23 protein-coding genes and 5 pseudogenes are annotated in these 22,383 nt (G+C 43.8%); 26 read left to right on the top strand and 2 right to left on the bottom strand.

The window, feature by feature from the left end; genetic code table 11:
- Positions 1-187: 187 nt before the first annotated feature.
- Positions 188-570 (top strand): annotated as a pseudogene (locus ACG9ZB_RS15140) (transposase); the annotation flags it as partial.
- On the opposite strand, the pseudogene ACG9ZB_RS15145 reads toward ACG9ZB_RS15140, so the two are convergent.
- Positions 569-1,310 (bottom strand): annotated as a pseudogene (locus ACG9ZB_RS15145) (IS3 family transposase); the annotation flags it as partial. The pseudogenes ACG9ZB_RS15140 and ACG9ZB_RS15145 sit on opposite strands and share 2 nt — an antisense overlap.
- A 244-nt stretch (positions 1,311-1,554) precedes the next feature.
- Here ACG9ZB_RS15145 and ACG9ZB_RS15150 point away from each other — a divergent pair.
- The 25 genes and pseudogenes from ACG9ZB_RS15150 to ACG9ZB_RS15270 all read left to right on the top strand — a co-directional run.
- A complete protein-coding gene (locus tag ACG9ZB_RS15150; protein ID WP_419326618.1) occupies positions 1,555-2,175 on the top strand; it encodes a beta-ketoacyl synthase chain length factor in 621 nt (206 codons plus the stop codon).
- Positions 2,169-2,972 (top strand): lysophospholipid acyltransferase family protein, encoded by an 804-nt coding sequence (locus ACG9ZB_RS15155; RefSeq protein WP_419326591.1) that lies wholly within the window; start codon positions 2,169-2,171, stop codon positions 2,970-2,972. The genes ACG9ZB_RS15150 and ACG9ZB_RS15155 overlap by 7 nt, the downstream gene beginning before the upstream one ends.
- Positions 2,965-3,225 carry a phosphopantetheine-binding protein gene (locus ACG9ZB_RS15160; protein WP_005090854.1) on the top strand — a complete coding sequence of 87 codons (261 nt, stop codon included), beginning with the start codon at positions 2,965-2,967 and terminating at the stop codon, positions 3,223-3,225. The genes ACG9ZB_RS15155 and ACG9ZB_RS15160 overlap by 8 nt, the downstream gene beginning before the upstream one ends.
- 9 nt (positions 3,226-3,234) lie before the next feature.
- The gene (locus ACG9ZB_RS15165; RefSeq protein WP_419326592.1) at positions 3,235-3,483 is read left to right on the top strand and encodes an acyl carrier protein; all 249 of its coding nucleotides are present in this window, start codon (positions 3,235-3,237) and stop codon (positions 3,481-3,483) included.
- On the top strand, positions 3,480-4,034 hold the full coding sequence (locus tag ACG9ZB_RS15170) for a septation protein IspZ (protein WP_419326594.1): 555 nt from the start codon (positions 3,480-3,482) through the stop codon (positions 4,032-4,034). Before ACG9ZB_RS15165 ends, ACG9ZB_RS15170 begins: the two co-directional genes overlap by 4 nt.
- Before the next feature lie 76 nt (positions 4,035-4,110).
- Positions 4,111-5,772, top strand: coding sequence for an AMP-binding protein (locus ACG9ZB_RS15175; RefSeq protein WP_419326595.1), 1,662 nt, complete (start codon positions 4,111-4,113; stop codon positions 5,770-5,772).
- 13 nt (positions 5,773-5,785) lie between these two features.
- The gene (locus tag ACG9ZB_RS15180; RefSeq protein ID WP_419326597.1) at positions 5,786-6,520 is read left to right on the top strand and encodes a glycosyltransferase family 2 protein; all 735 of its coding nucleotides are present in this window, start codon (positions 5,786-5,788) and stop codon (positions 6,518-6,520) included.
- 17 nt (positions 6,521-6,537) lie between these two features.
- Positions 6,538-7,452: an acyltransferase gene (locus tag ACG9ZB_RS15185; protein ID WP_419326599.1), complete on the top strand. Its 915-nt coding sequence runs from the start codon at positions 6,538-6,540 to the stop codon at positions 7,450-7,452.
- Between the two features lie 11 nt (positions 7,453-7,463).
- A complete protein-coding gene (locus tag ACG9ZB_RS15190) occupies positions 7,464-8,990 on the top strand; it encodes an HAL/PAL/TAL family ammonia-lyase (RefSeq protein ID WP_419326619.1) in 1,527 nt (508 codons plus the stop codon).
- 9 nt (positions 8,991-8,999) lie between these two features.
- Positions 9,000-9,419 (top strand): acyl-CoA thioesterase, encoded by a 420-nt coding sequence (locus ACG9ZB_RS15195; RefSeq protein ID WP_005090845.1) that lies wholly within the window; start codon positions 9,000-9,002, stop codon positions 9,417-9,419.
- A gap of 7 nt (positions 9,420-9,426) precedes the next feature.
- Positions 9,427-10,068, top strand: coding sequence for a LolA family protein (locus tag ACG9ZB_RS15200; RefSeq protein WP_419326600.1), 642 nt, complete (start codon positions 9,427-9,429; stop codon positions 10,066-10,068).
- Positions 10,043-12,367, top strand: coding sequence for an MMPL family transporter (locus ACG9ZB_RS15205; protein WP_419326602.1), 2,325 nt, complete (start codon positions 10,043-10,045; stop codon positions 12,365-12,367). Before ACG9ZB_RS15200 ends, ACG9ZB_RS15205 begins: the two co-directional genes overlap by 26 nt.
- Positions 12,368-12,385: 18 nt before the next feature.
- On the top strand, positions 12,386-13,690 hold the full coding sequence (locus tag ACG9ZB_RS15210; protein ID WP_419326604.1) for an NAD(P)/FAD-dependent oxidoreductase: 1,305 nt from the start codon (positions 12,386-12,388) through the stop codon (positions 13,688-13,690).
- The gene (locus ACG9ZB_RS15215; RefSeq protein WP_419326605.1) at positions 13,687-14,244 is read left to right on the top strand and encodes a DUF3261 domain-containing protein; all 558 of its coding nucleotides are present in this window, start codon (positions 13,687-13,689) and stop codon (positions 14,242-14,244) included. Before ACG9ZB_RS15210 ends, ACG9ZB_RS15215 begins: the two co-directional genes overlap by 4 nt.
- Positions 14,237-15,433, top strand: a complete 1,197-nt coding sequence (locus ACG9ZB_RS15220) for a beta-ketoacyl-[acyl-carrier-protein] synthase family protein (protein WP_419326607.1) — start codon at positions 14,237-14,239, stop codon at positions 15,431-15,433. Before ACG9ZB_RS15215 ends, ACG9ZB_RS15220 begins: the two co-directional genes overlap by 8 nt.
- Positions 15,430-15,867 (top strand): 3-hydroxylacyl-ACP dehydratase, encoded by a 438-nt coding sequence (locus ACG9ZB_RS15225; RefSeq protein WP_419326608.1) that lies wholly within the window; start codon positions 15,430-15,432, stop codon positions 15,865-15,867. Before ACG9ZB_RS15220 ends, ACG9ZB_RS15225 begins: the two co-directional genes overlap by 4 nt.
- Positions 15,864-16,589, top strand: a complete 726-nt coding sequence (locus ACG9ZB_RS15230) for a 3-ketoacyl-ACP reductase FabG2 (RefSeq protein WP_419326610.1) — start codon at positions 15,864-15,866, stop codon at positions 16,587-16,589. The genes ACG9ZB_RS15225 and ACG9ZB_RS15230 overlap by 4 nt, the downstream gene beginning before the upstream one ends.
- Complete coding sequence (locus ACG9ZB_RS15235) at positions 16,589-17,821, top strand: beta-ketoacyl-ACP synthase (RefSeq protein ID WP_419326611.1); 1,233 nt, start codon at positions 16,589-16,591, stop codon at positions 17,819-17,821. The genes ACG9ZB_RS15230 and ACG9ZB_RS15235 overlap by 1 nt, the downstream gene beginning before the upstream one ends.
- A gap of 57 nt (positions 17,822-17,878) precedes the next feature.
- Positions 17,879-18,241, top strand: coding sequence for a hypothetical protein (locus ACG9ZB_RS15240; RefSeq protein ID WP_419326612.1), 363 nt, complete (start codon positions 17,879-17,881; stop codon positions 18,239-18,241).
- Between the two features lie 17 nt (positions 18,242-18,258).
- Positions 18,259-18,693 carry an excinuclease gene (locus tag ACG9ZB_RS15245; protein WP_419326613.1) on the top strand — a complete coding sequence of 145 codons (435 nt, stop codon included), beginning with the start codon at positions 18,259-18,261 and terminating at the stop codon, positions 18,691-18,693.
- 34 nt (positions 18,694-18,727) lie between these two features.
- Positions 18,728-19,619, top strand: a pseudogene (tnpC, locus tag ACG9ZB_RS15250) (IS66 family transposase); the annotation flags it as partial.
- A gap of 137 nt (positions 19,620-19,756) precedes the next feature.
- Positions 19,757-20,143: a hypothetical protein gene (locus ACG9ZB_RS15255; RefSeq protein ID WP_419326614.1), complete on the top strand. Its 387-nt coding sequence runs from the start codon at positions 19,757-19,759 to the stop codon at positions 20,141-20,143.
- Positions 20,144-20,195: 52 nt separating this feature from the next.
- The gene (locus ACG9ZB_RS15260) at positions 20,196-20,702 is read left to right on the top strand and encodes an SRPBCC domain-containing protein (RefSeq protein ID WP_419326616.1); all 507 of its coding nucleotides are present in this window, start codon (positions 20,196-20,198) and stop codon (positions 20,700-20,702) included.
- Positions 20,703-20,805: 103 nt separating this feature from the next.
- The gene (locus ACG9ZB_RS15265) at positions 20,806-21,708 is read left to right on the top strand and encodes a LysR family transcriptional regulator (RefSeq protein WP_419326617.1); all 903 of its coding nucleotides are present in this window, start codon (positions 20,806-20,808) and stop codon (positions 21,706-21,708) included.
- 124 nt (positions 21,709-21,832) lie between these two features.
- A pseudogene (locus ACG9ZB_RS15270) lies at positions 21,833-22,261 on the top strand (transposase); the annotation flags it as partial.
- 26 nt (positions 22,262-22,287) lie between these two features.
- On the opposite strand, the pseudogene ACG9ZB_RS15275 reads toward ACG9ZB_RS15270, so the two are convergent.
- Positions 22,288-22,383: pseudogene (locus ACG9ZB_RS15275) on the bottom strand (IS1 family transposase); the annotation flags it as partial.

Below are 22,383 nucleotides of genomic sequence, written 5' to 3' on the forward strand. Positions count from 1 at the left end.
ACACCCCGAATCAGATGTATGAGCAAACTAAAACCGAGCTAATTGCTTAACTCGGTTTGAAGTGGAATACTGTCAATCTATTTCAGGACAAGACAATCTGTTAGATTTCCCAGTCTACATTCAACTTCACATAGGCTTTGTTGCACAAACCTATCTGTAAAGGCTTTTTCAGCAATATAATTTTCAAATGAAGAAGCTTACATACAAAATCTACCGCACAACCAATTGGTCAGCATATAACCAAGCATTCTTTAATCGTGGGAATATTGACATTTGGTTCGATCCAAAAACACAATGGTATGCAGAACCGCAAGGCAAATAAGGTCTAAGTAAAACTTACTCCGACATAGCGATTCAATGTATTTGATGATCAAATCTCTATTTAGACTCACTTTACACAGGGTTACTGGCTTTGTTCAAAGCTTAATTAAACTTTGCGGATTGGATTGGACAGCACCAGATTACAGTATGCTTTGTAGAAGACAAAAGCATATTGATATTGCAATTATTTATCAGAAAAACAGTGATGGGCTTCATCTACTCGTAGACTCTACAGGCATGAAGTTTGTGAATGTACAATGAGGTCCTTAGCTGGTTTTTGATTGTGAATAGCCATATTCGATGCATCATAAACAAGCTTTCAGTCGTCCATATATACGTAATATCACTCAACCACGCTTGGTTTGGTTTAATCATTGAGAATTGTTGCTCAAGCAAATTTGGATAGATCGCTCAGTTATGGTCACTGTTCGTCGTTCTTTTGAAACGTTTGTGGTACTTACAATACAGCTGATTTAACTTTTTTATCTGACGTACTGCATATGTACTAATTTTTACGACCTGAGCCTGTAAATGCTTGGTTAAGCGAATATAGTCATAGCTCTGTTTCGTTTATTTGTGCGCTATTTTGACCAAATTTGTTTGTTGATTTCGCTGAACTAATCGTTTATTCACACCTCGTTTTAGCCAATTATAAAAGTGTGAAACTAATACATGAAGTAATCGTGCCATCAAAATAATCGGCAATCAGTGTTTTTGCGATTTCATATAGGCGTACCTTACTGACGTACTTTGGCAAAGTACGCTACTGCCTTTTTTAGAAATTCACGTTCCATTTCAGCGGATTTAAGCTGTTTGTTTAAGTTGCTTATTTTCTTCGAGCAAAGCGTTTAGATCAGGTGAATACTGTTTAGTACCAGCTAATGTCCCAACCTTTGCCTTCTTGTATCAATTTGATAAGTTTTCATGGAAATGCCGAGTTCTCTAACTGTTTCCGATACATTGCCTTGATTGGCTTCTAATGCTTTGATGGCTTCAGATTTAAGTTCTACCGTATACGTCTTGTGTTTCTAGCTCATGGTAAACTCCTGATGAGTATGTATAGTTTACCAAGTTAAAACCTCCTGTTTTTTCAGCATACAGCAATTGATAATTGAATCGATTTCACAGTTTTATTTTTGAAAACAACATGGTTTTGTTATTTTTTGTGAAAAATTTAACTCGGTGTTATAATTACGCACCTGATAATTGTCAATTTTTTAAATACTGATCATGATGATGCAACTCCACGTGTCCCGCTTAAATCTAAGTTCGATTGATCAAGAGTTATCAGCTATACAACACATTCCTGCGATGCAACGCCGGCGCTTATCGCGCCTAGCAAAGCTGGCTTTGAATAGTGCAATACAGACTTTAAATACCCACAAAGTCGATTATATTGTGTGGGTGTCGCAATATGGCGATGAATCAAAAACACTAAATATTTTAGAAGATGTATTAAGCGAGCAAACACCTTCACCAACGCAGTTTTCAACCTCAGTGCATAATGCAATTTCCGGGCTTTATTCCATTTTATGTCAGGATGCGACACCTGCGACCAGTTTGGCGGGTTCGTGGAATGATGGGTTGATTGAAGCCTATGCGTTGTTAAAAACAAGGCCAGAAGCCTGTCAGGTTTTGCTAGTGTATTATGATGAAGCCTTGCCTGAAATGTATATCGAGCATCAGCCATTTTCTGCTTTTGCGATGGGAGCGATGATTTCATTAGTGCCTGCAAATTTGATACTGACGCCAAAGCATATGAATGCAACGCCAGCCTATCAGCAAGCTTTAGCATTTAACACGTTTTGGACTAATCCTGAGCAAACTAAATCTGAAGCGTGGACGAAATGCTGAAATTAAATCGAATCAAGCAAAAAGCAAACTATGCATGGCGCGTTGCAGCGACAGGATTGAGCTTTGCCAGCTTTGGCTTAGGCGGCGTGGCGATTGGTGGTTTGATTGCACCAATGGTCAAGTTGAGTTCACAAGACTCAGAAGTTCGCAAACAGCGCACTCAAAAAGTCATTAAGCACAGTTTCAAAGGTTTTACGGAGATGATGGTAAAACTGGGCATTATGACCTATACGGTTGAAGGTCTAGATAAGCTACAGCACAGCCAACAAGAGCTGGTGATTGCTAACCATCCGACACTGATTGACGTGGTGGTTTTAATTGGTTTAATGGAGGAAGCAAACTGTGTTGTTAAGCAGGCACTGTGGTCAAATCCATTTACCAAAGGTCCTGTGCAAAGTGCGGGATATATTTTAAATGCGGGTTCTGAACAATTTATTCAGGACTGTGTACACAAATTGCAGCAGGATCATGCCGCGCCCTTGTTGATCTTTCCTGAGGGAACAAGAACAGCAAAAGGTGAGCAGTTGAACGAGTTTCAGCGCGGCGCAGCCAATATTGCACTAAGGGCAGGGGTACCGATTCGGCCTGTGCTAATTAGCTGTACGCCCTCGACACTCACCAAAAACGAAAAATGGTATCACATTCCAGAACAGCCTTTTCATATCCGTGTAAAAGTCTTGGATGCGATCCGCGTGGAAGACGTACTGGATGACGTAACGGTCAATCCAAAAAATGTACGTCAATTAAATCAACAATTACAGTGGTTTTTTAACCAAGAGTTATCTCTAAATGACTAATCTTGCTGATGAATTAAAGCAAATGATTATTGATGTCCTTGCCCTTGAAGACATCAGTATTGAAGACATTGATACAGACGCGCCTTTGTTTGGCGATGGTCTGGGTTTGGACTCGATTGATGCCCTTGAATTAGGCTTGGCATTGAAAAAACGTTATGGCATTCATTTGAATGCAGAGTCTGCAGAAACCAAAGAACATTTTAAATCAATTCAAAGCTTAGTGGCTTTGGTTGAAGCACAGAAAACAGCATAAGAGGTTGCTATGCTTGCACAAGAAACCGTGTTAGAAAAATTACGTGAATGGATGGAAGAGCTGTTTGAAATTGCGCCTGAAGATGTGCAATTAGAATCAAACCTAGCTTCAGACCTCGATGTTGACAGTATTGATGCCATTGATTTGGTGGTTAAAATTAAAGAGTTGACAGGCAAACAAGTCAACCCTGAAGACTTTAAAAATGTGCGGACCGTACAAGACGTGGTGGTCGTCATTCAGAACATTTCTGCTGCATGAACAACATTTTAAAAGGGATAGCGGGGGTTGGATTGATCCTCTATCCTTTTTTTGTGGCTTATGCATTGGCGTATGGACAGTATGTCTGGGTCAGTGCTGCTTTGATTGCACTGGGTCTTCTACGTCTATTGAGTAAGGGTAATGCTTTACTGTGGCCATTGACGGGTTTTGCTATTTTATGTGGCGGGCTGAGTTTGATTTTAAAAGATCATGCGTGGCTTAAACTTTATCCTGTCTTTATGAGTATTGGGGCGCTATTTATTTTTGCCAGTACCTTGATTCGACCGCCTTCAATGATTGAGCGCTTTGCGCGCTTGGTAGAGCCTAATTTACCTAAAGAAGGGGTAGCGTGGACCCGTCAAGTGACCAAAGTTTGGTGTGGGTTTTTCTACATCAATGCAGTTCTGGCCTTGATCACTGTTTTCTTTGCACCGATGAAGATTTGGGTGCTGTATAACGGCTTGATCTCTTATGTCTTGATGGGTGGACTGTTACTGGGCGAGTTTATATTGCGTAAACGCCAGCAGCGACTGCATCAGGTACAGAAATAACAGCATTTCAGTCAGGGCAGCTAAAACAGTGGCCTCGAACTATAGCGATTAGAAATACGGTTTTAAAAACAATTTTATGTCTTGTCATTTTCAACACCATCTCCATTCAGCGCATCCCCTGTGTATTCAGGCGGACTCAACTTTTGTTTCCTTTCACACTTTTTGGTTGGATGTGGCTGAACAGGTTGCGCAAATTCAGCCGTTGGAACAGCCTGTATGGGCGCTTTGGCAAGAAGATAGTTATGAATTTTTAGTATTGTTGTTTGCAGCCTTGCAAGCTGGTAAGCAGGTGCTACTACCTCCGCATAGGGTCAGTGATTTAGAAAAAGAATTGGCGGAGCAGCAGATTTATTTTTTAAAACGTTTGTCGTCAACGCTGCCATCAACTTTTGAGCTTCAATTTGATGCCGCCTTTTTCAATCAGGCACAGCTGTATTTTTATACTTCGGGCTCAACAGGGCAGCCGAAAAAGATTCCGCGCACCTTGCAACAATTGTTCAATGAAGTCTGTGGTTTAGAAGCCAGTTTTGATTTGCCTGAGCAGGCGATCGCGATTGCTACGGTGAGCCATCAACATATTTATGGTTTGCTGTTTAAGTTGTTGTGGCCTTTAGCCAGTGGACGCAGTTTCTATCAGAAACAATTGGCTTTCCCTGAAGATGTGGTTGATCTTCAAAAGAAAATTGCCCATTTGCAACTGCCCAATTACCTCATTTCAAGTCCTGCATTGTTGAAGCGCTGGACCACAGATGTAGTGTTGCAAGACTGCCATCGGGTCTATTCCTCTGGTGGAAAGTTGGATGCAGGCGTGCGTCCTTTGCTGAACCGTCCCATTACCGAAGTGTTTGGTAGTTCTGAAACAGGCGGGATTGCTCACCGTCAGGCAGATGATGCGCTATGGACTCCCTTTGCAAATGTCGAAATTAAGTGCGGCGAGCAACAAGAGTTAGCCGTTAAAACCAATCATGCCTTTAGCATGGATTGGATTTTGACTGGAGATAAAGTGCAGGTCGTGGATGCAAATAATCCCAAAAGTCCATTCCAACTATTGGGGCGTTTGGACCGTATTGTCAAACTCGAAGAAAAGCGGTTAAGTCTCGATGCAATTGAAGCAAAAATCGCTGAGTTGGCAGAAATACAGCAGTGCCATGTTTTAATTCATGAAAAAGAACAGCGTCAGATTTTGGCGGTGGTAGCGGTGCTGACAGTGGATGCAAGGGTGCTGCTTATCGAAAAGGGCAAAGCTGCCTTTACCGCACAGCTGAAAAAACAATTACAACAGAAGCTGGAAAGTATCGCGATTCCGCGGCAGTGGCGGTTCATAACGCAAATGCCACAAAATGCACAATCGAAGCTGAATAAACAGTATTTAAAATCACTCTTTCTGCCGATGACCTTGCCTGTGGTATTGACACAGCAGTCTCAGGATATGCAGATCAGTTATGCTTTGGAGTTTGTGCCTGAGCTGGAATGCTTTAAAGGGCATTTTCCGAACTTTCCGATTTATCCGGGCGTAGGGCAAATTGGTTTTATCCAGCATTTTGCCAAACAAAATTGGGTGGATTTACTGTGGTGCAATGGTTTTGAGCAATTAAAATTTCAAGGGCTGATCCAACCCTATCATACGGTGGAACTGGTGCTCAGCCGTAAAGCGCATAAGGTCAGTTTTGAGCTGAAAAATCATGACAAAATATTGGCATCAGGACGTTTGCTGTTTGCTATCCCTTCAGACGTTTAAGCCGAGAGACAAAATGAAACACTGCTTTGTGATTCCTGTGTATAACCATCCACATTATTTGGCTGCGTTACTGTCACATTTAAGCGCTTTTGAGTTACCCATCATTATGGTGAATGATGGCAGTGATGCCGATTGTACGGCGGTATTACATCAGCTTACGCAGGACTATCCAAGGGTCGATTTGGTTGAACATACCCACAATCAAGGGAAAGGGCAGGCAGTGACCACTGGGCTAAAGCATGCTTATCAATGCGGTTATAGCCATGCCTTGCAATTAGATGCCGATGGACAACATGACTGGCAGGATGTGCAACGCTTTTTAGACACATCTATCCAACATCCTGAAGCTATGATTATTGGTCAGCCGATTTTTGATGCGACTGTTCCAAAAAAACGTCTCTATGGCCGTTATGCAACGCACATTTGGGTGTGGATTAACAGCCTGTCTTTTGACATTAAAGATAGCATGTGTGGCTTCCGTGTCTATCCTCTGGAGCAGACGGTGAACATTTTAAATACAGCCAAGTTTCAACCGCGTATGGGCTTTGACTCGGAAATTTTGGTACGTTTGAAATGGGACAATGTGCCGTTTATCAATCTGCCCACACATGTGATTTACCCTGAAGGTGGCATTTCACATTTCGATGTTTGGCGTGACAATCTGGGTATGGCGCGCGCGCATAGCCGCTTGTTGGGTGGCATGCTGCTGCGTTTCCCCAAACTGATTTATCAGAAAGTCAAAGGCTAAGGCGGTCAGAGAAATATATGCAGAAATGGAGCGCTGTGAAAGAACGGGGCGGGATATTACCGCTAATGCTGATGCTGGGTTTCTACCGTTTGGGTGGGCGTTGGCTGTGCCGAGTCATCTTATACTTTGTGATTTTATGGTACTGGCTCTTTTCCAATGCTGCGCGTCAGGCTTCACTGTTGTACTTAAAAAAAATGCATCATTTTGCAGGTGCGCAGTCGCCGTTTCAGGCTGAGCCGCAGCTGTGGCACAGCTATACGCATTTTATGCAATTTGGCGAATGTATTTTAGATAAAATTGAGGGCTGGCTCGGGCATATTCCTGAGCAGAACTTAAAGCTGCATGGTCATGCGCACTTTCGTTCGCACTATCAAAAAGGTGCGGTGATAGTGGTGTCACACTTTGGCAATATTGAATTGCTGCGCGCCGTCAAAGCAGAGCATCCGCAGAAAATTAATGTGTTGGTTTATCAAAAACATGCTACCAAGTTCAATGCATTTTTAAAAAAACTGAATGAACATGCCGATGTTAATTTGGTTTCGGTGGATGAGTTGGGAATTGAAACAGCAATGATTTTACAGGATAAGTTGGATCAAGGTGAATGGGTGATTGTGGCAGCAGACCGCGTACCCGTGCAGTCAGATCGTGTACAATCGGTTGCTTTTTTAGGAGAGCAAGCGCTGTGGCCGCAAGGCGCTTGGATCTTGGCTAGCTTATTGAAAGCTCCTGTGTTGGCAGTGTTTTGCTATCGAGTTGATACACATTTTGAAGTGCATATTCATCAAGTGGTGGAGCAGTTGGACTGGCCGCGTAAAGAGCGTTTACAGGCCATGCAACAGACCACAAGACAGTATGTCCAACTGTTGGAACAGCATTGCATACGCGCGCCCTATCAATGGTTTAATTTTTATAATTTTTGGAATAAAGGATAAGTCTTGTGTTAATGGTTGGGGAAACTCCGCTCAGTATTGAAGATGTTGTGGCTGTAGCGCGTAAAGAAAAACAGGTGGTATTGCCTACCTCTGCTGAATGGACAGCATTGATTCAACGCGGTGCAGATTTCCTCGATCAGCTGTTGCAAGACGAAGGCGTCATTTATGGCGTGACCACGGGTTATGGAGACTCGTGCTTAGTCGGAATTCCAGCCCACCAAGTGCATGAGCTGCCGCTGCATTTGTCGCGTTTTCATGGCTGCGGCATGGGGCAAAACTTAGACTTAATTACCGCACGTGCTGTCGTGGTGGTGCGTTTATGTTCTTTGGCACGCGGCTATTCGGGTGTCTCGCATGCCTTGTTGCAGCGGTTGGTCTGGATGCTGAATGAAGATGTGATTCCGGTGATTCCATCTGAGGGTTCGGTCGGTGCCAGTGGTGACTTGACCCCTTTGTCTTATATCGCTGGGGCATTGGTCGGTGAGCGCGATGTGTACTATCAAGGCCAGATCGTGCCGATTGCAAAAGTGTATGCCGAAAAAGGTTTGCAGCCTTTGGTGATGCGTCCTAAAGAAGGTTTGGCCCTGATGAATGGTACAGCGGTTATGACTGCGATTGCCTGCCTGAATTATAAAAAAGCCGAACAGATTTCTTTTGCCAGTACTTTAATTACTGCATTGAATGTTTTGGCTTTAGAGGGTAATCCAAGTCATTTTGATGAAGTCCTGTTTGCACAAAAACCACATCCGGGACAGCAACATATTGCAGCGCAGTTACGCGACTGGTTAAACAGTGAAGTACAAACCGAACACCAAAGTTCACGCTTGCAAGACCGTTATTCATTGCGCTGTGCACCGCATGTGATCGGGGTGTTTGAAGACTCTAAACTGTGGCTGCGTCAGTTTATTGAAAATGAGCTGAACTCAAGCAATGACAATCCATTAATTGACCCAGTCAACCTGCGGGTACTGCATGGTGGGCATTTCTATGGCGGACATATTGCCCAAGCCATGGATAGTCTAAAAATCATGATTGCGAATATTGCTGACCTGATGGATCGTCAATTGGCGCAGTTGGTGGACTATAAAATGAACAATGGTTTACCGCGTAATTTAACTGGTTCAAGTCCTGAGCGGTTACCGCTGAATCATGGCTTTAAAGCAGTGCAAATCGGGGTTTCGGCATGGACGGCAGAAGCCTTGAAACAGACACTCGCTGCGTCGATTTTCTCACGTTCAACCGAATGTCATAATCAAGACAAAGTCAGTATGGGCACCATTGCCGCACGTGATGCTAGCCGTGTCATTACTCTGACCGAACAAGTGATTGCAGCACTCAGTTGTGCAGCAGTTCAAGCAGTTAAACTTAAAGGTGTAGATACAGAACTCAGCCCTGTTTTAAGAGCATTTCAATACTGGGTGCTTCAGAGCTTCACCTACGTAGCGGAAGATCGTCCTTTGCAACAAGAGCTTCAAACGCTGGTCAATCGTTTTGATCATTTAGAATTGTTAGACAGCATTGCTGTTCAATATTTATAGGAAATGAGCATGTATGCTGATGTAATTATTGAAGTGCCTTTTCATGACGTCGACACCATGCATGTGGTGTGGCATGGGCATTATTTAAAATATTTTGAAATTGCACGTTGCAAACTGTTAGATCAATTTCACTATAACTATAACCAAATGCGCGACTCGGGCTATGCATGGCCTGTCATTGAAAGCTATGTGCGCTATGTGCAAGGCATCGAATTTGAACAGAAAATTCGTGTGCGCGCTGTTTTGAAAGAGTGGGAAAATCGCTTGAAAATTGAATATCTGATTTTTGATGCGGTCTCGGGTAGAAAGTTGACCAAGGGCTTTACTTCGCAAGTGGCAGTTCATATTGAAAAACGTGAAATGTGTTTTCAATCCCCACAGGTGTTGTTGGATTGTTTAAATGCATGGCCTGAGTTTAAGGCGGAGTAATGCAAGCATGATTCGATACAAATTCTCCACGATGATTTTCGTTGCGTGTACAGCCAGTGTGATAACTTTGCTTGCTCCCACAGCGAATGCACAAAATACTGAATTGAAGCAGGTATTTGCTCAGCTTGGCGCAACGCCTGTGGTGCGTGCCCAATTTGAGCAGCAGAAAAAACTGGCAGCATTGAATAAAACCTATGTGTCCAAAGGTACTGTGCTGTTCAGCAAAAACCAAGGCGTGCTGTGGCAGATTCAAAGTCCAGTCAAGGCCGATTTGGTGGTGACACCGCGTAAGCTGGTACAAAAGACGCAGCGCACGTCCAGTCAAATTGAAGTCGATAAGACTCCTTATGGCTCTGTAGCGACGATGTTTTTACAGTTGATGTCGGGCAATGAAGCGGCGCTCGCTAAAAACTTTAATGTGGTGTCTGCCAATTACAGCCCAACGCAGTGGAATGTCAGCTTAACGCCGAAAAGCAGTCTATTTAAAAAGCTTTTTGTCCAAGTCGATGCGCAAGGTCAGCGTTATGTGGACCGTATTACCATTTTGGAACAAGCCAATAACCGCACCATCATTCGTTTTAGCCAGCAAATGGCTCAACCTCAAACTTTAACGGCTGCGGAAAATGCGCTTTTCCAATTGGCAAAATAAATTTAGCGCTCTGTGGTTGTTGGTGCTGTGTGTCATTGCTTTGGCACTGGGCGTGGCTTGGCTGAATAAAGGCATCAAGATTGAGACCAATATTTTTGCTTTGCTGCCTGAAGCCCATCAAGATGCTCATCTGGAACAAGCACAGCAATATGTGAGTCAGCAGTTAAATGACAAAGTTTTTGTGGTGTTGGATGCCAAAGCAGATCTGCAATTAGAACAGGCAACGCAAGTACTCAAAACCCAAGCCGACCAAAGTCAGCTGTTTTTACCTGTGCGTCCGCAGCTTGATCCTGATCAATTTGCCCAAGCACTGTATCAGCACAAAGCAGGGCTATTATCCAAGTCAGATCAGCAGATTTTGCAAGGGCAAGATGATGTTGCTTTGATGGAGCAGGGCTTATTGCAACTGATGAGTCCGGGCATGCCTATTACGGCTGAAATGCTCAAGCAAGATCCTTTGCTGTTGTTTCCGCGTTATGCAGTGGGGTTAGGTGCTTTACAAAGCAATGCCGATATCAATTTAGAGCAGGGCTTTGCCACAATTCGTGATGCGCAAGGCATCTCACGCCTGATGGTGCTTCAGCTCAATAATAGCCCTTATAATATTGTCTACCAAGAACAGACCGCTGCGTTTATCCAAAATATCAAGCAGCAGCTCAACCAGTTGCAGGTCAAGCCGCATTGGACGGGCACGCTGCTGTTTGCACAGTTCGGCACCAACTCTGCCAAAGAGGAAATCTCCACCATTGGCGTGGGTTCGACCCTCGGGATTTTGCTTTTGGTCTGGTTTGGCTTCCGTTCGATACGACCGATGCTGACGGAAATGGTTGCAGTCGGCACAGGCAGCTTGGTGGCCTTTGCTGTGACCTATTGGGTTTTTGGCGAAATTCACCTGATGACACTGGTCTTTGGTGCCAGTCTGATTGGGGTCTGTGTTGATTTTTCATTTTACTTCATGGCCATGCAGTCTCAGCACCGACAGATCGATGGATTTACTGTTCTAAAGCCGTTATTGCCGAGTCTATTTGTGGGGTTAATGACCACGCTATTGGCCTATGTGGTGCTTAGTTTTACCCCATTTCCGGGCTTTAAACAGATTGCAGTCTTTTCTATGGTTGGACTGAGTGCCGCATGGGTGACCAGTATTTTACTACTGCCACGTCTACCTGCACTGAATGCGGAACCTGCGATACGTGCACTGGGCTTTATTGGCAAAGCACGCAGTTATGTGCAGAGTCGAAATACACTGCGTTATGGCATGATTGCACTGATTCTACTGGTGACGGGTAGTAGTCTCGCCTTGCTGAAAAGCAATGATGACATTCGTAATTTACAAAGTATAGATGCCACTTTAAAGCAGGAAGACCAATATGTTCGTTCACGTTTTATGCAGCAGCAAAGCAGCGAATACTTTGTGGTACAGGGCAGAACCTCAGCAGAGTTGGAGCAGCGCGAACAGCAACTACTGGCAGAGCTTGCGTCCTTGCAACAGGCTGGCAAGTTGGATGCTGTACAAGCTTTAGGGCAGTGGATTCCATCGTTTGAGCAGCAAAAAAAGAATGTTGAAATGTTACAGGCGATTCCTCAGCCGGCTTTAGTGGAATATGCGCAAGCGTTGCAGCTCAACGCAGCGGATATTTTAAACTGGCAAGCGCATTTAAAAGACCAACCGTTATTGACCGAAGCGGTCTTTAAAGATCATCCTCTGCATTTTTTGCAGATGAGTCCGACACAACGTTTGGTGATGCTGCAAAATGTGCATGACGTCAAAGCCGTGCAACAGCTTGAAAATGCGGATGTACAACTGTTACGCCCCGTTCATCAACTGTCTGAATTGTTTAAACAGCATCGTGTGCAGGCACAGTGGCTATTAGTTAGTGCTTTGATGATTTTAGCCATTGGCTTGGGTATACTTTATGGCAAAAAATCTATTCTGCCTTTGGTACTGCCCGTCAGTATGGCTCTAATGACCACGTTTGCGATTCAAACCTGGCTGGGTGTGGAGATTAATTTATTCAGCATTATGGGCACCTTCCTGATCATGGGAATTGGGGTGGACTATGCGATTTTCTACCGCCACGGACATGATCACCCGCAGGTAGTGGGCATGGCTTTGTTCCTGTGCATGATGTCGACGTTCTTTGGTTTTGGTTTGCTGTCCTTTAGTCATACCTATGCCATTCACAGTTTTGGCTTAACAGTGTTGCTGGGCGTTATTTTTTCATTTATTTATGCCACACTTTTTACATCCTCCGATGCAAAACATGTGGTGGTTCAACAATATCAGCCAAAGAGCTGAGTCAAAGGGTACAGTGCAATGAGCACCATGCAACAGACAGATGTTTTAATTATTGGGGCGGGACCATCAGGCAGTTCGGCAGCAGCTTTGCTACGCCAAAAAGGCCATCAAGTCACAGTTATCGAAAAGCAATATTTTCCACGCTTCTCCATTGGAGAGTCTTTATTACCGCAGTGTATGGTGTTTTTGGAAGAAGCGGGCTTATTGGATACGGTTCGTGCACATGCCGATGAATATGCCTTTCAGTTTAAAAATGGCGCGGCTTTTTTAAGAGGTAAGCAGCGCAGTTTTTATGACTTTACTCAAAAGTTTAGCGAAGGTCCAGGCACTACATGGCAGGTAAGACGTGCCAACTTTGACCAGCTTTTGGCACAGCAAGCCGAAAAAATGGGCGCAGATATCCGTTTTGGTCATGAAGTTTTGGAGGTCGACGTGGCATCTACACAACCGATTTTGACGGTCAAAGATGCGCAAGGCGACAGCTACCAAATTCAAGGCAAATTCCTCTTAGATGCCAGCGGTTTTGGTCGCATATTACCAAAGTTTCTTGACTTAGAAAGCCCGTCGGACTTTCCAGTGCGCCGTGCGGTCTTTACCCATATTGAAGATGGTTTGTTGGATGATCCTGAATTTGACCGCGAGAAAATTTTAATTACCGTGCATGAAAAAGACCACCGTGCGTGGTATTGGCTGATTCCCTTTGCCGATGGGCGTTCTTCATTTGGTATTGTGGCGGAGCAAGATTTTTTTGAAAAATACGGCTATGACGGCAGTGCAGATTATGATTTAGAAGCCTTGCAAAAACGTATTTTGGCCGATGATGTCAGTTTGTCGCATTTATTGCGCCATGCTAAGCATGATACTCCTGTGCGTACTTTGGTGGGCTACTCTGCCGATGTTAAACATTTGGCATCTGAAAACTATGCACTACTCGGCAATGCAGGTGAGTTCCTCGATCCTGTCTTTTCTTCAGGGGTAACCATTGCCTTAAAATCGTCTAGTCTAGCTGTGCCATTTGTCGAGCAAGTGTTGCAAGGTGAGAAGGTAGACTGGATGGAGCAATATGAAAAACCGTTACGTAAAGGCATTCAAGTGTTCCGTGCCTATGTCGAATCATGGTATTCAGGTGAGTTTCAGGATGTGGTATTTTCGATTCAGCAGGATGAAAAAATCCGCCGTATGATTGCTTCTTTACTCGCAGGTTATGCGTGGGATGCAAGCAACCCGATCCATCGTAATGCCAAGCAACGCTTGAGCACTTTGGCCGAATATTGTCGAGAAGAACAAACTCAAATAACTTTAGAAAGAGTCGCTGACCGATGAAACTTGAGCTGCGTTTTAAAACTGTCAGTTGGGTTTTAGTCAGTGCTCTGCTTTGTAGTGCCTGCCAAAGCTTGATTCCCAAGGCGCAGGGGCTCGCGACCCCACAGTGGGTTGCGCAAAATTATCAACGTCAAGATCAAATCGAAGTACAGTGGAAAACCCAGAGTTTCAGCTTTTTAATGTATCAGAAACAACGGGGGCAGTCGCTTGATATGTTAGCGCTTAGCCTCACAGGACAGCAGTTGTTTAAGCTCAGTTTTGATGGTCAAAAGGTCGAAGCTGAACAGCGCATTGATCCAATGAAAAGATTACCTTTTGATTATGTAGTGCGTGATATTCTCTATGCCACATATCCAAATTTTGCTGCCTTACATACAGCTCAAAATGCGGTCGTGCAGAAAGACGATACCATTTATATACAGCAGCAACCCGTGTTGAAAATTCAGCAAAATGAAGGAGCAATTAAACTGGATAATTTGCAAGTGCCTTATCAGATGGTGATCAGCACGGTGAGCAATACTTTAGAAGATGATCAAGGTGACCATCATGACTAAAAATCTACAGCATGTTTCAGCCGTGGGTATTCAGTTCAGTGCGGCGCTGTCGGCTTTGGGACAAAATGCCGCTGAGCTTCAACATGCCTTGACCAACCCTGAAAATACCCTATCGCAACGAGGAGATCTGATTGCGGGGCGTTCGGTCTGGGTCGGCGCATGTGATCAAACCTTAGTTCAAGCAGTGCCTGAAAGCTTGAACGGTGTAGACTCACGGAATCTACGCTTTGCGCTGACGGCTCTGGCGCAAATTGAAACTGAAATTCATGCTTATACAGCACAGTTTGCTAAACAACGTCTTGCTGTGATTGTCGGTACTTCAACCTCAGGCATCGCGGATAATGAGTCTGTCTTAAAAGTCCAGTTTCAACAGTCTGTACCGCAGTCTGTACAGCACCAAAAACAAGAAATGGGCAGTTTAGCGGAAGCCTTACAACAGTATTTGGGCTGGGAAGGGCCAGCCTATACCATTTCTACCGCTTGCTCCTCGGCAGCTAAAGCACTGGCGGCGGGGCAACGTCTGCTGAATGCAGATCTGGCTGATGCTGTCTTAGTAGGTGGAGTTGACACCTTATGCAAGCTAACCTTAAATGGTTTTGATAGTTTAGAAAGCTTATCGAACGGAATTTGTCAGCCCTGTGGAGCCAACCGTGACGGCATTAATATTGGTGAAGCGGCAGGATTGTTTTTACTGTCCAATGCGCCTGCCCCCGTGATGTTGTTGTCGAGTGGCGAGTCAATGGATGCATGGCATATTTCAGCACCGCATCCAGAAGGAATTGGGGCTGCGGAGGCGATGCAAAAAGCTTTAGACGCTGCACAGCTTGAAGCAGGCGATATTGGATATTTGAACTTACACGGGACTTCTACACCGCAAAATGATGCGATGGAAATTAAAGCGGTACAGACCGTTTTCTCAGATACAGTTGTGGCCGTAAGCAGCACCAAACATAAAACAGGACATTGTCTAGGGGCCGCGGGTGCAATCGAAGCTTTTATTTGCCAACAGGTTTTATTAGATCAATCTTGGTTACCCCTACATCATGCAGGTGAATTGGACGATGCTTTGGCTGGGCAAAACTATGTGCTTTCACCGCATTTAGCTGCACCGATTCGCTATGCGATGAGTAATTCTTTTGCTTTTGGTGGCAGTAATATCAGTTTAATTTTTGGGACGGCTTTACCATGATGGATGCAGTACAGTTTATTCCACATGCAAAACCGATGGTTTTCGTGAGCCATTTGATTGAAGCCAATGATGAATTTGCTATTGCAGAACTTCACATCACACCTGATTTGATGTTTTGTGAGCCAGAAGGCTTGCCCACTTGGAGCAGCATTGAGTTGATGGCGCAGACTATTAGCGTCTATGCCGGTTATAAAGGACAAACTCAGGGCTTGCCACCGAAAATTGGCTTTTTATTGGGAACGCGTAAAATGCAGTTGCCTTGTGCTTATTTTAGTTTGGGCACAACCGTGAGGATTCGAGTAGAACAAAGTTATCTGCACGAGGGTTTGGGGCAGTTTCATTGTGAAATTGAATATCACGAACATCGGTTCAGCGCCATGTTGAGCGTATTTGAGCCTGAAAATATGAATGAAATCATCGGAAAATTAGTGTGAACAGAAGAATTTTAGTCACGGGTTCGAGTCGTGGGATAGGTAAAGCGATTGCTTTGGAGTTGGCAAAGGCAGGCTTTGATGTCACGGTACATGCTCGTTCAAGACAGTCTGAGGCCGAAGCGGTGGCTCAGGAAATTCAAGCGCTTGGACAGGCCAGCCATGTACTGATGTTCGATGTGAATGAGCGTGAAAAAATTGCCGCTATTTTAGAGCAAGATATAGCACAGCATGGTGCTTTTTACGGTGCAGTGCTGAATGCAGGATTAACCCGTGATGGTGCTTTCCCCGCACTGACTGATGAAGACTGGGATGACGTGGTCTCGACCTCTCTGAACGGTTTTTATAATGTGTTGAAACCATTGATGATGCCAATGATCCGCTTGAAAAAGGGTGGACGTATTGTGACATTATCTTCAGTGTCTGGAATTATGGGGAACCGTGGTCAGGTCAATTATAGTGCTGCCAAAGCAGGCTTAATTGGTGCGACCAAAGCATTGGCACTAGAGTTGGCAAAACGCAAAATTACGGTGAACTGTGTGGCTCCGGGCTTGATAGAAACCGAAATGGTCACAGAGGAAGTCAAAGAACATGCCTTGAAAATGATTCCGATGCAACGTATGGGGCAGGTAGAAGAAGTCGCTAAAGCGGTAAAGTTTTTATGTAGTGATGATGCCAGTTATATCACCCGCCAAGTGCTTTCAATTAATGGAGGCCTGATCTAATGAAACGTGTTGTTGTAACAGGCATGTCTGGGATTACTTCTTTGGGTGAAACCGCAGAGCAAATTTTTGAGCAGTTTACACTCGGTAAAAGTGGCATTCGCTATATGTCCGATTGGGAGATCTATCCTGATTTACGTAGTAAATTAGCTGGTCCAGTTGAGTCATTTACTGTACCGAAGCATTTTAACCGTAAAGTTACTCGTGGTATGGGGCGTGTTGCCTTAATGTCCACGGTATGTGCTGAAAAAGCATTGGAAGACGCAGGTTTACTCCATGCTGATATCTTAAGAAGTGGCGATGCAGGCGTGGCTTTTGGTTCTTCTGCGGGCAGTGTGGATGCTGTGCGTGAGTTTGGTACCATGTTGCTTGAGCATAATATGAGTCAACTCAATGCCACGACCTACATTCGTATGATGTCACATACCAGCGCGGTCAATATGACGGTGTATTTTGGGCTAAAAGGTTTAACGCTGCCGACCTCAAGTGCGTGTACTTCCGGTTCGATGGCCATTGGACAAGCTTATGAAGCGATTAAATACGGCAAGCAAACTGTGATGATTGCAGGTGGAGCAGAAGAGCTCAGCGCTGCGGGTTCAGCTGTGTTTGATGTACTATTAGCGACCAGCGTTCAAAATGATCATCCAGAGAAAACTCCGCGTCCCTTTGATGCAAATCGGGATGGTTTGGTTGTTGGTGAAGGTGCAGGCTGTTTGATTTTAGAAGAATATGAACATGCTCAAGCACGTGGAGCGACTATTTATGCTGAGATCATCGGTTATGGCAGCAATACTGATGGTCAGCATGTGACGCGACCTGATTCTGAGATGATGGGACGCTGTATGCAATTGGCACTGAAAGATGCACAGCTTACTGCTGCGGATATTGATTATATTAATGCACATGGCACTTCGACTGATCAGGGTGATATTGCTGAATCACAAGCAACTGTGCGTATATTGGGTCAAAAGCCAATCAGTTCATTAAAAAGCTATTTTGGTCATACTTTAGGTGCATGTGGTGCAATTGAAGCATGGCTCAGCATTGAAATGATGCAACGTAATCAATTCGTGCCAACTTTAAACTTAGATAACATTGACCCTGCGTGTGCGGAATTAGATTATATTTGTGGTGATATTCGCCCGATGTCAGCAAAAATTATTATGACGAATAATTTTGCCTTTGGTGGCATTAATACATCATTAATTTTCAAAAATAATATAGACCATAACTGAAACAGAGGGTAAAAAATGGGGTTTAAAAAAACACTATATATCTTATCAGCAGTGAGTATGCTGGGATTAACAGCTTGTAGTACTGTAAAAATTTCTGATTATCCGCAGCGGCAAGTAATGACAGCAAAACATGTGACTGCAGCTGATATTGAGAACAATATTCGACTGGGTGTTGGGCAAAATGCGCGCACTGGTTGGGTAGTTGAACAGGCAGATCAGACAAAGGTAGTTGCGGGTTTAACACGTCGTAGCCATTATTTACAAGTAACCTATCTCATCTCAGGTAATCAAGTCAGTTCACAAATTACAGGCAGTCGTAATCTCGATCAACGCGGTAATAAAATTCATAAAAATGCGATGGCATGGAAGGCACGTTTAGATAATTCGGTATTTACACAACTTTCAAAAACGTTAAATTAAATAAGAGAGCAATTACTATGAATATTAAGCAATTTGGCTTCACAGCTATTCTGGGACTAGCTGCATTTACATCAGCACAAGCAGCTGATCAAATGCATGATTTTAATTTCCAAGAAGCTGTAAACCGTGCTGTTGCTGATGGGGTGTTGGATGGTTCAGTAAAATTTTATTTGGCGGGAACCAAGTCGGGCGGTAAGGTGATTGAAAAGGGATTAGTGACCAATAAAAAGACCAATGGTTTTGCCAAATCTGCGGAAAGTTCATGTGATCATGTACTTCGTTCGGCATTGATTCAATTTCAAAATACAGCCAAAGCCAAAGGCGCCAATGCGGTGACCAATCTGGTGAGTTTCTATAAGTCCAATGAAACACGTAGCACTACGACTTACCAATGTGCGAAAGGTACGGCATTAGCAGGGGTGGCATTAAAAGGTGACTTAGTAAAGTTCTAATATGGTCTGATAGCAAGGTCTTTCTAGAAACAAGAGAAAGACCTTATCTGACTGGATTGGCCGCTGCGGTGTGGAACTGGAAACTCTGGCGAATGCTTTAAAAGAGGTGGTGCTGCAACAGCATGTGCTTGCATGCAGTTGAAACACCGGTCACCATCATGCGGATGGGTGTGAATGATAAAAAAACCGAAGAAAGGTTATGTCTGGGCTTATGCCACCACGCAGTACAATCCAATTCAAGCCGTGATTTATGACTTTCAGGTCAGCATCTTGAAGCGTTCCTGAAAGACTGGCAGGGCCGTCTGGTCTGTGATGATTACTGTGGTTATAAACACACTTTATCAGGCCAATTCATTGAGGTGGGCTGCATGGCACATGCGCGTCGTAAATTCCATGAACTGTATGTGACCAAAAAAACTCAGGTCACTGAATAGGCATTAGTGCTGATTCAGAAACTGTATGCGATAGAAGCAGAACTCAGGAGAAAGACCGACGGTACGGCAGAACAGCGCCGCGAATACCGACAACAGAATAGTCAACCGGTGATGCAACAACTGTATGAATGACTCAACCAACATTATCTGACGGTACCATCGAGTTCTCCAACTGCCAAGGCCATCAATTACACTCTGAAGCGTTGGCCAGCTTTAAGCCGCTATCTGCATGATGGCAATCTACCGATTTGCAATAACTGGGTGGAAAACCAAATGCGCCCCTGGGCGTTGGGACGTAAGAACTGGTTATTTGCAGATTCGCTGCGCAGCGGTCAGCGAGCAGCCAATATCATGACTTTAATCCAGTCAGCAAAGCTGAATGGGCTGGATCCGTATGCCTATTTAAGTGATGTGCTGAAAAGGTTGCCGACACATAAAGTGACCCAAATAGAAGAATTACTGCCACACCGCTGGAAACCTGAACCGAATTAAAAAATAGGGATGGGGTTCAGCGGACACTTACGGTGCAACGCACTGCCTCGATTATCGGGATCAGCAACTTATCACAAAGGTGAGCGCCACGGTAGAAAATCAGGGGGGGGGAATGTGCACTTGATTGTATCGGAGGTTTGGCACAAGCACTGACTTTCTCAATGCTAGGCTTTAACGGGCAATTAGTTGAACTGTTGAGCACCATTAATTCTTTTCAACATCACAATGCGTTTGATCACGGGTTAACTTTGCATCAGTTAAGCCTGAGAGCTGGTCATGTTAATGGCGAAAAGTGCATGAAATCAATCACTCAAGCGGGCATTGCTATGAATAACCTTCTTTATCAGAGCATCATTGCTTCTGTGCAAACCAACATAATTACCTTAAGCGATATTCCAGACATTCTAAAAAAAGCAGACAAGGCCATGCCCGAGGAAAATACGTTGCTAGGGTTTAGATATAACTTTACGTTATACCTGATATCCTTTATTGCGATTGGAGTAATAATCTCAAAAGCTGGATAATATCATCATCAACGAAACAACGTATTCACTATCCAAACATAAGGAATCTATTATGAGTGACATCGTCTGGCCTGAAGGCTTTGTACCCGGTTTTACTGACAACTTTTGTTCAAATGAAGTGATTGTCGCAGGTCTTTCAACAAAAGATATCTGGCCTCTACTTAATACACCGGCATTATGGCCAACTTACTATGCTAACTCTGCTAATCCTCGTTTTTATGACGAAAAAGGCCCAGAGTTAGAAAATAACGTTCGATTCTATTTCGAAACTTTCGGCTTCCCTGTTGAGTCACAATGTGTTGAACATGTTGCACCGGTTGAAGGTCAACCTGCACGTGTTGCATGGCATGGCTGGTCAGGTGAAGGTGACACTCGTTTAGATGTACACCATGCCTGGTTAATTGAAGATCTCTCTGGCAATCGAGTTCGCATTCTGACTCAGGAAACTCAAAATGGTAATCCAGCCAAAGAATTAGCAGCAACTAAACCTAATCCAATGATTAATGGCCATCAGGAATGGTTAGACGGTCTTGTTGAAGCTGCACGTAAAGCAAAATAACGTGAGTTTATTTCACTGAATTCAAAAAGCCGTTCTCAGTGTCATTGAGAGCGGCTTTTTTGCTGTATATTGAAATAACTATATAAAACAAAGAATTTTGATTATGGCAAATATTAAAAACCTAGATTTGAATCTTCTTCGCGTCTTTGACACCCTGATGGATGAAAAAAACGTCTCCAGAGCCGCTGAAAAATTGGCAGTAAGCCAACCCGCAGTCAGTGGTATGTTAACGCGCTTGAGGCATAGTCTGGACGATCAGTTATTCATTCGCAGCCAGCACGGCATTGTTCCTACCATTCGTGCGAATGAACTCGCCGGGCCGGTAAAAAAACTACTTAGAGAGTTGGATTCTGTATTAGAACCCACACTGTTTGAGCCTGAAAGTGCTGAGCTAACATTATCCATAGCAGTCACCGACTATTCACTTCGAGCGATTGTTGAACCTTTTTTGTTAGCTTTAAGAAAAGAAGCACCCAATATCAAAGTGGCTGTTCGCTGGATTAATGAACATGAACTTCTTGAACAGATGGAACGGGGAATTATTGATATCGCACTTACAACGCCAGAGACATCCCCTGTTGATTTGCGAGCCAAAACCTTATTTGACGAAACCTATGTTTGTGTTCTTAGAGATGGGCATCCGTTACTGAAAGATGTTTCATTAACCATTGATCAGTTTTGTAGCATTGACCATGCGATCGTATCCTACGTTGGTGGTGCTTTCGAGGGCACCACCGATCAAGTTCTACGTAAAGTACAGAAACAACGCCGAGTCGTCCTCTCTGTTCCCAGCTTTTTATCGCTCGTCGATATTCTAAAAACCAGTGATCTTTGTGCTGTGGTACCGAAACGGCTCATTAAAAATGTGCAGGGCCTAACAACCGTTAATTTACCTTTTGAAGTGCCCGGGTTTACCAAAATCATTGCGTGGCATGAGCGTACTCATGAAAGTGAAGCTCATCGATGGATTCGAGAATTGATATTCCGAATTTGTAATGAAATTTAAGTTAACAAAACTATGTGGCGAAGAAAACTCATCCACAGAGTTTCGATATGCATTACTTAATTTGTCGGAATTTTAGCTCAAAAATGATTTTTAGAGCGATACTGAAAATGCAAACTGTACGAGGTGGAAACGCAAGAAACATGGACCTGAATATCGTCGTCAATGGCGTAAATTACATATTGGTTTAGATGCTAAAACCCTGCAAATACGTGCTATTCAGCTCACAACCAATAATGTCAGTGATTCACAGGTACTTGGTGATTTACTTGCTCAGATTCCACAAGATGAGCAGATTGAATCTGTTTATACCGATGCAGCTTATGACACCAAGAAATGCCGTCAGGTTATTGCCGATCGGCAAGCGCATGCGGTGATTCCACCTATATATAGCTAAATTCTAAAAAAACTAGCACATGGTATGATCTGTAAAACCTCATTTCCTATGGTTTTAGGTGTGATAATAAATTAAGTATTCAGCTATAGTAAAAATGCGAAACCATGGAAAGATACAAAGAGCAGCTCGCTAGAGCGAAATGAATTACTTCGAACAGTGGTGGTGTTTTAAAAAGTATGCTGATATTAAATGAAGCCATTATTGATGTAAAAGAAGGTTAAGTCGAAGGCTTTAAAATGGTTTTCAAGCTTTTTGGAGAAATTGCAACTTCTTCTAAAACC

Source organism: Acinetobacter johnsonii, assembly GCF_048551975.1.
GTDB classification, from domain to species: domain Bacteria; phylum Pseudomonadota; class Gammaproteobacteria; order Pseudomonadales; family Moraxellaceae; genus Acinetobacter; species Acinetobacter johnsonii_A.

Coding starts and splice junctions, on each gene's coding strand:
- ACG9ZB_RS15150 (WP_419326618.1), top strand. CDS start 1,555: ATGATGCAACTCCACGTGTCCCGCTTAAATCTAAGTTCGATTGATCAA.
- ACG9ZB_RS15155 (WP_419326591.1), top strand. CDS start 2,169: ATGCTGAAATTAAATCGAATCAAGCAAAAAGCAAACTATGCATGGCGC.
- ACG9ZB_RS15160 (WP_005090854.1), top strand. CDS start 2,965: ATGACTAATCTTGCTGATGAATTAAAGCAAATGATTATTGATGTCCTT.
- ACG9ZB_RS15165 (WP_419326592.1), top strand. CDS start 3,235: ATGCTTGCACAAGAAACCGTGTTAGAAAAATTACGTGAATGGATGGAA.
- ACG9ZB_RS15170 (WP_419326594.1), top strand. CDS start 3,480: ATGAACAACATTTTAAAAGGGATAGCGGGGGTTGGATTGATCCTCTAT.
- ACG9ZB_RS15175 (WP_419326595.1), top strand. CDS start 4,111: ATGTCTTGTCATTTTCAACACCATCTCCATTCAGCGCATCCCCTGTGT.
- ACG9ZB_RS15180 (WP_419326597.1), top strand. CDS start 5,786: ATGAAACACTGCTTTGTGATTCCTGTGTATAACCATCCACATTATTTG.
- ACG9ZB_RS15185 (WP_419326599.1), top strand. CDS start 6,538: ATGCAGAAATGGAGCGCTGTGAAAGAACGGGGCGGGATATTACCGCTA.
- ACG9ZB_RS15190 (WP_419326619.1), top strand. CDS start 7,464: ATGGTTGGGGAAACTCCGCTCAGTATTGAAGATGTTGTGGCTGTAGCG.
- ACG9ZB_RS15195 (WP_005090845.1), top strand. CDS start 9,000: ATGTATGCTGATGTAATTATTGAAGTGCCTTTTCATGACGTCGACACC.
- ACG9ZB_RS15200 (WP_419326600.1), top strand. CDS start 9,427: ATGATTCGATACAAATTCTCCACGATGATTTTCGTTGCGTGTACAGCC.
- ACG9ZB_RS15205 (WP_419326602.1), top strand. CDS start 10,043: ATGCGCTTTTCCAATTGGCAAAATAAATTTAGCGCTCTGTGGTTGTTG.
- ACG9ZB_RS15210 (WP_419326604.1), top strand. CDS start 12,386: ATGAGCACCATGCAACAGACAGATGTTTTAATTATTGGGGCGGGACCA.
- ACG9ZB_RS15215 (WP_419326605.1), top strand. CDS start 13,687: ATGAAACTTGAGCTGCGTTTTAAAACTGTCAGTTGGGTTTTAGTCAGT.
- ACG9ZB_RS15220 (WP_419326607.1), top strand. CDS start 14,237: ATGACTAAAAATCTACAGCATGTTTCAGCCGTGGGTATTCAGTTCAGT.
- ACG9ZB_RS15225 (WP_419326608.1), top strand. CDS start 15,430: ATGATGGATGCAGTACAGTTTATTCCACATGCAAAACCGATGGTTTTC.
- ACG9ZB_RS15235 (WP_419326611.1), top strand. CDS start 16,589: ATGAAACGTGTTGTTGTAACAGGCATGTCTGGGATTACTTCTTTGGGT.
- ACG9ZB_RS15240 (WP_419326612.1), top strand. CDS start 17,879: ATGCTGGGATTAACAGCTTGTAGTACTGTAAAAATTTCTGATTATCCG.
- ACG9ZB_RS15245 (WP_419326613.1), top strand. CDS start 18,259: ATGAATATTAAGCAATTTGGCTTCACAGCTATTCTGGGACTAGCTGCA.
- ACG9ZB_RS15260 (WP_419326616.1), top strand. CDS start 20,196: ATGAGTGACATCGTCTGGCCTGAAGGCTTTGTACCCGGTTTTACTGAC.
- ACG9ZB_RS15265 (WP_419326617.1), top strand. CDS start 20,806: ATGGCAAATATTAAAAACCTAGATTTGAATCTTCTTCGCGTCTTTGAC.